General features: G+C 38.0%; 12 protein-coding genes. 11 read left to right on the plus strand and 1 reads right to left on the minus strand.

What is annotated here, in order from left to right; all coding sequences use genetic code 11:
* Window positions 1-228: 228 nt before the first annotated feature.
* From OZX56_RS02050 to alr, 9 genes are all read left to right on the plus strand, one after another.
* Complete coding sequence (locus OZX56_RS02050; protein ID WP_277126902.1) at window positions 229-888, plus strand: amino acid ABC transporter permease; 660 nt, start codon at window positions 229-231, stop codon at window positions 886-888.
* Window positions 869-1,543: an amino acid ABC transporter permease gene (locus OZX56_RS02055; RefSeq protein ID WP_277140006.1), complete on the plus strand. Its 675-nt coding sequence runs from the start codon at window positions 869-871 to the stop codon at window positions 1,541-1,543. Before OZX56_RS02050 ends, OZX56_RS02055 begins: the two co-directional genes overlap by 20 nt.
* 9 nt (window positions 1,544-1,552) lie before the next feature.
* Window positions 1,553-2,293 carry an amino acid ABC transporter ATP-binding protein gene (locus OZX56_RS02060; RefSeq protein WP_277140007.1) on the plus strand — a complete coding sequence of 247 codons (741 nt, stop codon included), beginning with the start codon at window positions 1,553-1,555 and terminating at the stop codon, window positions 2,291-2,293.
* Between the two features lie 10 nt (window positions 2,294-2,303).
* Complete coding sequence (locus OZX56_RS02065; protein WP_277140008.1) at window positions 2,304-3,149, plus strand: transporter substrate-binding domain-containing protein; 846 nt, start codon at window positions 2,304-2,306, stop codon at window positions 3,147-3,149.
* Between the two features lie 108 nt (window positions 3,150-3,257).
* A complete protein-coding gene (locus tag OZX56_RS02070) occupies window positions 3,258-3,518 on the plus strand; it encodes a type B 50S ribosomal protein L31 (protein WP_277126899.1) in 261 nt (86 codons plus the stop codon).
* 127 nt (window positions 3,519-3,645) lie between these two features.
* Window positions 3,646-5,013 (plus strand): UDP-N-acetylmuramoyl-tripeptide--D-alanyl-D-alanine ligase, encoded by a 1,368-nt coding sequence (gene murF / locus OZX56_RS02075; RefSeq protein ID WP_277126898.1) that lies wholly within the window; start codon window positions 3,646-3,648, stop codon window positions 5,011-5,013.
* 10 nt (window positions 5,014-5,023) lie between these two features.
* Entirely contained in the window at window positions 5,024-6,541 is a 1,518-nt protein-coding gene (locus OZX56_RS02080; protein ID WP_277140009.1) for a DEAD/DEAH box helicase, read from the plus strand.
* 74 nt (window positions 6,542-6,615) lie between these two features.
* The gene (gene acpS / locus OZX56_RS02085; protein WP_277140010.1) at window positions 6,616-6,969 is read left to right on the plus strand and encodes a holo-ACP synthase; all 354 of its coding nucleotides are present in this window, start codon (window positions 6,616-6,618) and stop codon (window positions 6,967-6,969) included.
* Window positions 6,969-8,102, plus strand: a complete 1,134-nt coding sequence (alr, locus tag OZX56_RS02090; protein WP_277140011.1) for an alanine racemase — start codon at window positions 6,969-6,971, stop codon at window positions 8,100-8,102. Before acpS ends, alr begins: the two co-directional genes overlap by 1 nt.
* Window positions 8,103-8,156: 54 nt before the next feature.
* Here alr and cbpA read toward each other — a convergent pair whose 3' ends face one another.
* The gene (cbpA, locus tag OZX56_RS02095) at window positions 8,157-8,858 is read right to left on the minus strand and encodes a cyclic di-AMP binding protein CbpA (protein ID WP_277140012.1); all 702 of its coding nucleotides are present in this window, start codon (window positions 8,856-8,858) and stop codon (window positions 8,157-8,159) included.
* Window positions 8,859-9,074: 216 nt separating this feature from the next.
* On the opposite strand from cbpA, the gene pth reads away from it, so the two are divergent.
* Both pth and mfd read left to right on the plus strand, forming a co-directional pair.
* On the plus strand, window positions 9,075-9,641 hold the full coding sequence (gene pth, locus OZX56_RS02100; protein ID WP_277140013.1) for an aminoacyl-tRNA hydrolase: 567 nt from the start codon (window positions 9,075-9,077) through the stop codon (window positions 9,639-9,641).
* A gap of 1 nt (window position 9,642) precedes the next feature.
* Window positions 9,643-13,134, plus strand: coding sequence for a transcription-repair coupling factor (gene mfd / locus OZX56_RS02105; RefSeq protein ID WP_277140014.1), 3,492 nt, complete (start codon window positions 9,643-9,645; stop codon window positions 13,132-13,134).
* Window positions 13,135-13,142 lie beyond the last annotated feature (8 nt).

Genomic DNA, 13,142 nt, shown 5'->3' on the forward strand with positions numbered 1-13,142 from the left:
AATAAGTAAGAAAGGAATATAATCTACGATGCAGCTTCAAACTTGTCCAATTCAATGTTTAAATAAATTAACTGTTTGCTATTTGGTGCTGTAGTTGTATTCTACTTTTTTATTGACAATAGGAAAGAACTACGCAAAGTCACATAGACGCGTAGTTCTTTTTCTTAGTAACGGTTAGCTGGACGCAAATAAGTGCCAGTAGTTTGATTAGGAATTGGGGGGTAAAAGATGAGTTGGCAAATTATTGCGCAAAGTTTACCAATTTTTGGTAAGGCCTTTTTATTAACCATTGGTCTAGCTTTAGTTGGAATTTTGGGTTCGCTAATTGTTGGAGTCATCAGTAGTTTAATCCAGTATTTCAAAGTGCCAATTTTAAACCAAATTGTAACGGTTTATGTTGAAGTAGCACGTAATACGCCATTATTAATTCAATTGTTCTTCTTGTATTATGCTTTTCCAGTGTTGGGGTTAAAATTGAAAGCAACTACTTGTGGGATTATTGGACTGATCTTTTTAGGCGGTGGCTATATGGCTGAAGGCTTTAGTGGCGGCTTTAGTGGAGTCAGTTCCAATCAAATTGATGATGGTAAAGCCTTGGGGATGAATCAGTTCCAGTTAGCTCGATATGTTATTTTTCCACAAGGCTTTGCTTTGAGCATGCCCGCTTTAACGGCCAATATTATTTTTTTAATCAAAGAAACATCCATCTTTTCAGTAATTGCTATTCCAGAATTAACCAATACCGCTCTTGACTTAATCGGTATGTATTATCGGTCAAATGAATATCTACTAATATTGGTAATTGCCTATGCGATTATTTTAATTCCGGTAATCTTATTACTTAATTATTGGGAAAGGAGAGTTCGTTATGGAACATTCGGCGATTAATGTTTTGTTTGCCGGTGATAACTTTGCAAGGCTGATGCAGGGATTGTGGACATCTGTTTGGATTGCTGCAGTTAGCTTAATTATTGGTTTGATCTTAGGGACAATTTTTGGGATTTTACGAACGCTACCAAACAAAGTGGTTCGGTTCATTTTACGGCTATACCTGGAATTCTTTCGAATTGTACCAACAATTGTTTTATTGTATTTAGCATATTATATTTTACCGCGTTCTTTGCATATTAACTGGCCAGCTAGCTGGATGGCAGTGATTGCCTTTTCTTTATGGGTAGCTGCCGAATTTAGTGATATTGTGCGAGGGGCCATTGAATCGGTTCCAGTAACGCAAAAAGAATCTGGACTTGCCTTGGGATTGAGTCAGGTACAGCTATTTCGGTACGTTTTACTTCCACAAGCTGCTAAATTGGAATTGCCGGCTACAATTAATTTGGCTACGCGAGTGATTAAAACCACATCATTGTTAATGACGATCAGCATTATTGATGTTATCGCGGTTGGACAGCAAATTATGGAAGCTAATAATCAACGGTATCCTAATGCAGTCTTTTGGATTTATGGGTTGATTTTTATTTTGTACTTTGCAATTGATTATCCACTATCAGCTTGGGCCAAGCGCCTGTCTGCTAAACAAAAGTAGGTGAAATAAATGACAGAAGAAATTTTACGTGTTGACCATTTGAATAAATTTTATGGTGATTGGCAAGCATTAAAAGATATTAATTTTACGTTGAATGAAGGAGAAGTGTTGACGTTACTTGGGCCATCTGGTTCAGGCAAAAGTACACTTTTGCGCTGTCTGAATGGACTGGAAGACTTTAGTGATGGCCAGCTTTATTTTAAAGGACAACAGATTCAGCCCACACAGCAAAATTGGCAAGCATTACGCCAAAAGATTGGCATGGTTTTTCAAAGTTATGATCTATTCCCTAACTTGACTGTTCTTGACAATATTCTATTAGCTCCAGTTAAAGTACAAAAACGTTCTGAAACAGAAGTTAAAAAAATGGCAACTCAATTATTAAAGCAAGTTGGTTTATCAGAGTACGCAGCTTCTTATCCGCGAGAATTGTCTGGTGGGCAAAAGCAACGGATCGCGATTGTGCGAGCTCTAGCAATGCAGCCAGAAATGATGTTGTTTGATGAAGTTACGGCGTCGCTTGACCCAGAAATGGTGCGTGGCGTGCTAGAAATTATGACCAATCTCGCTAAAAAGCAGCACATGACCATGATTATTGTGACGCATGAAATGAACTTTGCTGCTCAAATAGCTGATCAGGTGTTATTTTTAGAGTCTGGTCAAATTGTAGAAAGTACTTCCGGCAAACAATTTTTCACTAAACCGCAAACTAAGCGTGCACAGGACTTTTTGACTAGTATGGATTTTTAAAGGAGAAATGATGAAGACACATAAGACTAGAAATATTGTGATTGGTGTTTTGGTAGTAGTTGTGATTGCAATTGCTGCCTTTTTCGGAATTAAGTCATCTAGTAGCAATAATTCTGCTGCTAATGATAGCAGTGTGAGTGCAATTAAAAAACGCGGAACATTAAAAGTAGCTGTCTTTGGCGATTTGCCGCCCTATGGTTGGGTTAATGATCATGGCAAACGGGTTGGCTATGATGTTCGTTTAGCTCGCCAATTAGCTAAAGATATGGGGGTGAAAGTTAAATTTGTTCAAGTCAACGCTAATAACCGAGTAGATACGCTGAATGCTAATAAGGCAGATCTAGTCTTGGCTAACTTTACAGTTACACCTGAACGTAAAGAAGTTGTGGATTTTGCTAAGCCTTATATGAAAGTATCAGTCGGGGTTATTTCACCTAAGAAAAATCCAGTGACTAAGGCTAGCCAATTAAAAGGTAAGAACTTAATTGTAACCAAAGGTACAACTGCTGAAAATTACTTTACTAAACAAAAAGGCGTTGACTTGCTGAAGTTTGATTCTAAGACACAACAGTTTAATGCAATCAAGAATAAACGTGCAGCTGCTTTGGCTGACGACAATTCTTATTTATATGCTTGGGTAAAGCATAATCCAAATTATACAGTTGGCATTAAGAATATTGGGCCACAGCAATTTATTTCACCAGCGGTTAAAAAGGGTAATAAGTCGTTGTTAAATTGGGTAAATAAGGATCTAGCTAAGTTAAACAAGCGGCAATTCTTTATTAATGACTATAATCAAGAATTAAAACCATACTTTGGTAAAGAAATAAAGCCTAGTGATATTGTCCTAGACTAATGAAAAATATAATAAATCTTGAAATTTGCTTCTAAAAATGTTAAGGTAGTTAACGTTAATCGATTAATCTATGACTTGAGATAGAGTCATGGCAAAGGAGTAATAAACATGAAACAAGGCATTCATCCAGATTATCAAGAAGTTGTCTTCATGGACTCAGCCACAGGTGCTAAGTTCCTTGCAGGTTCAACTTTAAAACCAGATGAAACAGTTGATTACGAAGGTAAGACTTACCCATTAGTTCGGGTTGAAATTACTTCTGATTCACATCCATTCTACACAGGCAAGCAGAAGTTTGCTCAAGCAGATGGTCGAATTGAGAAGTTCAACAAGAAATACGGCAAGGACTTCAATACAAGCAGCAAGTAATACCTTTGATCTGGTGCAAGCAGTCCCATTGGGACTGCTTTTTTATGTGAAACTTAATTGTTATACTAAGTCAAGAATAAGTGTAATGATTGCTATGTGAAATTTCTTTTTACAGGAGAAAACTCAAATGAAAATGCAACTGGCAGAAATTGCCAAGGCAATAAATGCAACTTGTGAAGGCGACGAACAAATTATTGTTACTTCTGTTGCTTTTGACTCAAGAAAAATTGCAGCTGGTGGTTTATTTGTTCCACTTGAAGGACAAAGAGACGGTCATGACTTCATTAATAGCGCGATTAATAATGGGGCAGTTGCTACTTTATGGCAAAAAGGTCATCCCAATAAACCTGATAAAATAGCAGTTATTGAGGTTGACGATCCGTTATTGAGTATGCAAAAGTTAGCGCAATATTATCTAGAAAAGGTTAATCCAACCGTTATTGGTATTACAGGATCAAATGGTAAGACAACCACCAAAGATATGACGGCTGCGGTTTTAGCTAAAAGATTTAACGTCCATAAAACTGAGGGTAATTTCAATAATGAGATTGGTGTACCAATGACCATTTTAGAAATGAAGCCTAATACTGAAATTTTAGTCTTGGAAATGGGTATGGATCACGCTGGTCAACTACATCACTTAAGCGAATTAACGCATCCCGATGTGACAGTTATTACTATGATTGGTGAAGCGCACATTGAATTTTTAGGTTCTAGGGCAAAAATTGCAGACGCTAAAATGGAGATTACTGATTTCTTGCGTGAAGATGGCGTACTCATCTATAATGGGGATGAACCATTGTTGCGCCAGCGCAGTGAGCATGTTGGGCAAGAACAAGTAACTTTTGGTTTTAATAAGGATGATACGGTTTTTGCAACTAGTTTTAGAACTTATAAGCACCATGCTAGCTTTAACGTAAATGATTCTGAGCATCAATTCACCATTCCAATGATTGGTAAGCACAATGTGGCGAATGCTGTTGCAGCGCTTTGTGTTGGTCGTCATTTTGGTGAAAGTGATGAAGAGATTGCAACGGCGTTAGCTAGTTTTACTCCTACTGCTAATCGGATGGAGTGGGAAAAAGGCGACGTAGGCGAAGACATTATGAGTGATGTCTATAACTCCAATCCAACTGCTGTTCGAGCTGTATTGACTAGTTTTGGTCAAATTCAAGTACCAGTTGGTAGCCGGCGAATTGCTGTTTTAGGTGATATGCTTGAATTAGGAGAAAACTCAGCTGCTTTGCATGCTGACCTGGCCGATAGTCTTGACCCCAGAGTGATTAACGAAGTATATTTATTTGGCACGCAAATGGGTTATCTTGCAACTGCGCTAAAAGATAAGTACGCGCCAGAATATTTACATTATTATAAAGAGGATCAAATGCAACACATGGTTGCTGATCTAAAAAGCGATATTAAGCCGCATGACATTGTCGTTTTAAAGGGGTCGCATGGAATGCACCTTGAAAAAGTATTAGAGCGGCTTAGATAAGGAGAATTTAGTGAAATTTTCGGAATTAGGATTAAATGATGAATTGCTGAAGGCAATTAAACGTTCGGGCTTTGAGGAAGCAACACCAATTCAGGAGCAGACTATTCCACTTGCATTAGCAGGTAAGGATGTAATTGGTCAAGCTCAAACTGGTACTGGTAAAACTGCTGCTTTTGCTTTACCGATTTTACAAAACCTGGAAAAACAACATAAGACAATTCAGGCTTTGATAATCGAACCGACGCGTGAATTAGCAATTCAAACACAAGAAGAACTTTTCCGTTTAGGCCGTGATGAAAATGCACGTGTGCAAGTTGTTTATGGTGGGGCAGATATCGGTCGCCAAATTCGTTCACTCAAGAGCCATGTACCAGCAATCTTGGTGGGCACACCAGGGCGGTTGCTTGATCATTTAAAGCGCAAGACTATTAGTCTTGAAGATGTTAGCACGATTGTGCTTGACGAAGCTGATGAAATGCTTGATATGGGCTTTATCCAAGATATTGAAAGCATTCTTGGTTATGTCAAGAATCGTAAGCAAACCTTACTATTCAGTGCTACTATGCCTAAGCCGATTTTGCGAATTAGTGAAAAGTTTATGACGGATCCAGAAATCGTTAGAATCAAGGCTAAGGAATTAACTGCTGATTTGATTGATCAATATTTTGTCCGGTCAAAAGACTCTGAAAAATTTGATATTATGTGTCGCCTGTTCGATGTCGAAAGTCCAGATTTAGCGGTTGTCTTTGTAAGGACTAAGCGTCGCGTTGATGAAGTGACTCGCGGATTGCAGGCACGCGGTTATAATGCTGCCGGTATTCATGGTGATTTGACTCAAGCACGGAGAATGAGTGTTTTAAAGAAATTCCGAGCTGGTAAATTAGATATTTTAGTGGCAACTGATGTTGCGGCACGTGGACTAGATATTTCTGGTGTAACGCACGTTTACAATTACGATATTCCACAAGATCCTGATTCTTATGTTCACCGTATTGGTCGTACTGGTCGTGCAGGACAAAATGGTAACTCAATTACTTTTGTTACACCAAATGAAATTGGTTATATGAAGACAATCGAGCAGTTAACCAAGAAAAAGATGACACCGTTAATGCCACCAACTGATGACCAGGCTTTACAGGGTCAATTAAAGGTGGCTAAGTCTAAAGTAACAGATTTGATGAAGGATGATTTATCAAAGTATACTAAGGATGCTAGTGAGTTATTAGATAATTATTCTGCTGTTGATTTGGTTTCAGCATTTTTGAAGAATTTATCAAAAGATTCATCTGATGTTGAAGTTAAAATTAGTTCAGAAAAACCTTTGCCTTATCGTGGTGGCAGAGGTAGCCATCGTGGTGGTAACGGCGGTCACGGACGCGGTGGACGTTCACGCGGCGGTCATGGCAATTACCGTGGAAGTGGTGATCGGAATCGGAGTCGTGGTAATTATCGCGGCGGTGATCGCAATCGTCATAGTGGTGGCCATCACGGTGGTCACAACTTTGTGATTAAAAATAAAAAAGATTAATAAATTTACAAAAAGAGTTGTCTTTACTATACAACTCTTTTTTTATATGATAATTTGTTCATTGAGGTAATATAATGATTTATGGCGTTGGAATAGATGTAATTGAGGTAGCACGTGTAGCAAAAATTGTTGCTAAAGGCGACAATTTTGCCCAAAAAGTATTGACTGCTGATGAATTTACGCAGTATCAAAGGCTACATGGCAAAAGAAAGGTTGAATATTTAGGTGGACGATTTTCAATCAAAGAGTCTTTTTCTAAGGCATTAGGAACGGGATTGGGAAAGCATGTTGGCTTGCAGGATGTAGAAACACTCTGGGATGATTTGGGCCACCCTGTTACTACTTCGAATAAGTTTACTGGGAAAATTTTTCCGAGTATTAGTCATGATAATCATGAAATTGTTACGTTAGTTGTGTTGGAGAAATAATGGTAGTAGGAATTCATCGCCCAGCGCTAGTCCGAGTCGACTTAGGGGCAATCAAACAAAATCTTGAACAAGAAATGCGGCATTTGGCACCGGAACAGAAGTTATTTGCGGTAGTTAAAGCAGATGCATATGGTCATGGCGCTGTTAGGGTAGCTCAAACAGCTGTCAAGGCTGGAGTAAGCGGCTTTTGTGTGGCAATTTTGGATGAAGCTTTAGAATTGCGTCGTGCGGGGATTGTATTACCAATTTTAGTTTTGGGAGTAACGTCACCTCAGTACGTCGAATTGGCAGCAGCCAATAGCATTTCGTTAACTGTCCCGGATCTTGATTGGTTAAAGCAAGCAGCAATTAGGTTGGCCGGGACAGATTTGCAATTAAAAATTCATTTAGCGATTGATTCTGGTATGGGACGTATCGGGTTTAATACGGATGAAGAATTTGTGGCTGCTAATGACTTTTTACTAAACAATAAATATTTCACTGTTGAAGGAATGTATACTCACTTTGCTTCAGCTGATAGTGCAGATAGTGCTTATTTTGATAAGCAGGTGCAATCTTTTACCCATTTTAAAAATCTGCTAAAAGTTAAGCCTAAGTGGATTCATGTTGCTAATACTGCGACTAGTATTTTTGATAAGCAGGTTAAGAGTGATATTGTCAGATTTGGGATAGGAATGTATGGTTTAAACCCTTCATCTAATCCTACTAGTCCGGATATAGCTAGTGAAATAAAGTTAAAACCTGCATTATCATTTGAGAGCGAACTTGTCCAAGTTCACACAGTTCATCAAGGTCAAGGAATTAGTTATGGCTCAACATATGTAGCAGAGACTGATCAAATTATTGGGACTGTCCCGATTGGATATGCTGATGGTTTTAATCGTAAGTTTCAAGGATTTAAGATTCAGGTTGGAGACGCTTATTGTCCGATTGTTGGTCGAGTTTGCATGGATCAGTTAATGGTGCGTTTGCCACATGAAATGCCAGTTGGTAGCCAGGTAATTTTGTTATCAAAAGATCCCGAAGCTCCTAATAGTTTGAAGCACGCAGCTGATTATTTAGGGACTATTCATTATGAGGTTGCGTGTGCATTGTCGCAGCGTTTGCCAAGAACATATTATCTAGACGACTAAAAAAGCGTTGTTAACATATTGTTAGCAACGCTTTAATCTTGAAATTAAGCTTCATTAATTCTGATCATCGGTTAAATAAATACCGGGGTTTTCATCGCTCATAATTGTCATGCCGGCTTGTAAATCTTCGATTTCAGCTACAACGTAACCCTTATGTTCGAGGCGTTTGACGATTTCTCTTAAAGTGTCTTCTTTAACACCAGCGGGTAAAGTAAACAAAATACGGCGAACAGGGTTGCCTTTTTCTGCAGAAGCAGCGTCTAAACTCATGGTTCCTGCAATACTTGAATATTTACTGATAATTTTTGTCATTTTGACCAAGTTGCCACGGTCATTATTGGTTAAGACCGTAAAAACATAGGATCCAGTTTTAATATTCCATGCATCTGATAGCATGTCTAATAAACGCGAGTGGGTTAAGATACCATAGAATTTACCGCTCTCATCTAAAACTGAGATGTAAGGTAAATCCCTGATTGTGAAGAAAACTTTAAAAAATGGTGAATTGACTTTAATAGTTTTAGTAGCATTTTTGAGTAATTCGGTAACTGGTAAACTCATATCCTTGCCCTGTGATTTATGGCGATAAATATGCATTTTGTAAATGTTACCACGAAAGATTGTTCCAGTATCATCTAAAATTGGCACACACCGAAAACCGGAATCTTCAAGAATTTTTAGCGCTTCTTCAAGCGTAGCATGTTCATTAACTGTTGTTAGGTAATCTTTTTTGATAACCAAGGATTTAATAAGCACGAAATTACCTCCATTGAAAAAATAATCTAAGTAATTATAGCATAGAAAGCTTTGCGATTAAACAAATATTAAAATAAAAATATATTAAAGTTGGACTTTATGTCGGAATCTAACTAAATAGTTAGTTATGACTAAAAGTTAAAGGATAGCAATTTCAAAATCAAATGTCGATAAGTATGCTATCATTAATACGATAAAAAATAAGGGGATTTTTTAATGAAAATTATTGCAGGCTTGGGTAATCCAGGGAAAAAATATGATGGAACAAAGCATAATACCGGTTTTATGGCACTTGATTATTATTTAAATAATAATGCTTTACAATTAGAACGTGAAAAGTTTGAGGGGAAATACACTAAACAGAAAATAGCTGGCGAAGATGTTATTTTACTTGAACCACAAACCTACATGAATGATTCTGGACGTTCAGTTGCCCAGGTAGCCCATTTTTTTAAAGTTGCTCCGCAAGATATTTTAGTTATTCATGATGATATGGACATGGCGCTTGGCAAAATTAGGATTCGGGCTAACGGCAAGTCTGGTGGTCATAACGGTATCAAAAGCATTATTAGCGATTTGGGTAGTAGTGATTTTAATCGGCTAAAAATTGGTATTCGTCATCCAGATAACGCTACTAAGGAAAGCGTTATTTCTTGGGTTTTGTCACCATTTACTAGTCAGCAACAAACTCAAATGACTGCTGCATTCGCTACGAGCAGTGAGATTATTGCTGATTTTATTGCGGGTAAAAGTAGTCAATTTTTGATGAATAAATATAATTAATATGCGTTTAACAAATATACTGGAACAAGATCAAAGTTTAACAAATTTTATTGCTAAAACAACTAAAGTAAAAAATTCGCTGTTAACTGGGGCTAATGCTGGTGCCTTTAGTTTGCTGCTGGTAGAATTGCTGCAGCAGTTGCAGCAACCCTTAATCTTGATTGAAGAAAATGAAAATAAGGCGCAAAAGCTATTTAGTGAGTTAAGTGCGATTTTGCCGAATAACACAGTTTATAATTTTCCAGTTGATGCTACTATTGCTACACAGACAGCGGTCAGTTCGCCTGACGAGTTAAGCGATCGGATTCAGGCGCTTAATTTTTTGTTGAGTAAAAAGCTGGGAATAGTCGTCACTACACCGCAGGGTTTGCAATATCAGCTATCAGCACCAGAGGATTTTGCTAATGCTAGGCGCGAGTTTGCTCCAGGTGTAGAAGCTGACTTGACTAATTTGACTAACTGGTTGGTAAATTCTGGTTATATTAGAGAAAATTTGGTTGCTAAACCGGGTGAATTTGCATTAAGAGGAGATATTCTTGACATTTATCCACTTGATCAAGAAAATCCAATCCGAATGGAATTCTTTGGTGACGAAATTGATACGATTAAAGTATTTGATCTAGCAACCCAACGCAGTCAAAAAACATTGGAGCAAGTGGTAATTGGTGCGGCGCAGGATCGAATTTTTACGACCGAAGATTTTATGCGTGCAGCAGACGCAATCTTGGCAGCTATGGAGTCGGCACCAGCTTCTGAAGCGGCAATTAAAGAACACTTTGCTCAAACTCTTGATGAGTTAAAGAATCAAACTTTACCACAAAATTATGCTTTTTTAATTGATTTTTTGCTTGAAGAGTCTAGTAGCTTGTTAGATTATTTGGCAAAGGATGGTCAGATTTTGGTCGATGATTGGCCGTTGATTGATCAAGCAATTAAAACGGTTGATCAACAGAATGCTGGCTTTATTGATGATGAGTTAAAAGCTGGAGGTATGCTTCCTGGCCAAGAGTTGCGTGCTAATTTTAACGAATTATGGACAAAAGATGTTCATCATCGCATATATTTTTCACTATTTCAGCGCAGCATGGGGCGAATTAGACTAGGTCAATTGTTTGATTGGAAAACCCGTGAGCCAGAACAGTTTTTTAGTCAAATGCCTTTGCTTAAGACTGAACTTGAATCTTACCAAAAAAGTGGACAAACTGTGATTTTACAAGCTGACAATGAAAAACGAGCTAATCAGATTAGTCAGACTTTGGCAGATTTTGATGTAGCTGCACCAATTGTTGCACCAGAAGACTTAATTTTAGGGCAAACCCAAATTACAGTTGGTGGTTTTGGCAGCGGCTTTAATTTACCTACCAGCAACCTAATTTATTTAACTGAGCATGAGTTATTTAACAAGACAACTCATCATAAAAAGCGGATCCCCACACTCGAGAATGCCCAAAGATTACGTAATTATACTGAATTAAAACCGGGAGACTATGTGGTTCATGTTAATCACGGGATTGGTCGTTTTGAGGGGATTCAGACCCTAGAAAATAATGGCGTCAAGCGTGACTATATTACGATTACTTATCAAAAAGGTGATCAATTATTTGTGCCAGCTGATCAGCTTAGCCTAGTTCAAAAATATGTTACTTCCGAAGGCAAGCATCCCCATATTAGCAAACTTGGTGGCAGCGAATGGGCTAAGACTAAGCGCAAAGTTCAAGCTAAAGTTGAAGATATTGCCGATGATTTAATTGATTTGTATGCTAAACGTGAGTCTGAAACAGGTTTTGCTTTTGCAAAGGACGATGAATTACAAGATAAATTTGAAGCGGCTTTTCCTTATGTTGAAACCCCTGATCAATTACGATCAATTAAGGAAATTAAACATGACATGGAACAGTCTAAGCCGATGGATCGGTTATTAGTAGGTGATGTTGGTTTTGGTAAAACTGAGGTGGCTTTAAGAGCAGCCTTTAAGGCAATTGAAAATAATAAACAAGTTGCCTTTTTAGTGCCAACCACAATTTTGGCTCAGCAGCATTACGAAACTATTCAGGATCGTTTTAAGGACTTTCCAGTTAACTTTGCTATGTTGTCACGCTTTCAAACTCCTGCTGAATCTAGAAAAATTATTGCTGGGTTAAAAACTGGTAAAATTGATTTAGTTGTAGGTACGCATCGTTTACTTTCACAAGACGTTCATTTTAAAAATCTAGGTTTACTAATTGTCGATGAAGAACAGCGGTTTGGGGTTAAACATAAAGAAAAGTTAAAAGAATTAAAAGCTAATATTGATGTGCTTACTTTAACCGCGACGCCAATTCCGCGTACGCTGCACATGTCAATGGTTGGTGTGCGGGATTTGTCGGTAATGGAAACTCCACCCTCAAATCGTTATCCGATCCAAACCTATGTTATGGAACAGCTCCCTAGTGTAGTTAAAGATGCATGTTTGCGAGAAATGCAGCGGCAGGGACAAGTTTTTTATCTGCATAATCGAATTGGCGATATTGATGAGGTAGTCAATCAATTGCAGGACTTGATTCCAACGGCCAGAATTGCCAGCGTTCATGGTCGAATGAGTCAAACCCAAATGGAAGATACCTTATATCGATTTTTAAATCGTGAGTTTGATATTTTGGTAACGACTACGATTATTGAAACAGGCATTGACATGCCGAATGTGAATACAATGATTATTGAAGATGCGGATCGTTATGGATTAAGTCAGCTTTACCAATTGCGGGGCCGAATTGGTCGTAGTGCACGATTAGCGTATGCTTATTTCTTATATCAGCCTAATAAAGTTTTGACTGAAATTGGTGAAAAACGGCTTGATGCCATCAGAGATTTTACTGAGTTGGGGTCAGGCTTTAAAATTGCTATGCGGGACTTGTCAATTCGCGGTGCCGGGAACATGCTAGGTGCTCAGCAGCATGGCTTTATTGATAGCGTTGGTTATGATTTGTATTCTCAGATGTTAGGTGATGCAATCAAACAACGTAAGGGTAAGAAGGTTGTTAAGAAAACCAATGCTGAGCTTGATTTGGGATTGGAAGCATATATTCCAGATACTTATATCGGTGATCAGGAAGAAAAAATTGAATTTTATAAAAAAATCAAGGCTGCTGATTCTGATGAGCTGATTCAAATTCAAGATGAATTGATAGATCGTTTTGGCGATTATCCGGTACCAGTTGAGAATTTATTGGCAATCTCGAGTTTAAAAATTATGGCAGATTTAGCTCAGGTGGTAGGTATTAGCCGTACTGATTTGAAAGTTCAGGTTAAATTTACTGAATCTGCAAGTCGCCAGCTTGAGGGACCTAATGTGTTTAAGGCACTTGAACATGTTTCACTTAAAGCAAAAATCACATTGGATCCGCAAAAATCACTGTTAGTTTTACTTGAATTACCAGCAAAGTGTAATGATCGCTTGTTAGTTAATGAGTTGACAACGTTTTTAACGGCAGCAAGTGATATTATTCAAAGATAAAGTGAGGT

It is taken from the genome of Lactobacillus sp. ESL0684, assembly GCF_029392675.1.
Taxonomy (GTDB): domain Bacteria; phylum Bacillota; class Bacilli; order Lactobacillales; family Lactobacillaceae; genus Lactobacillus.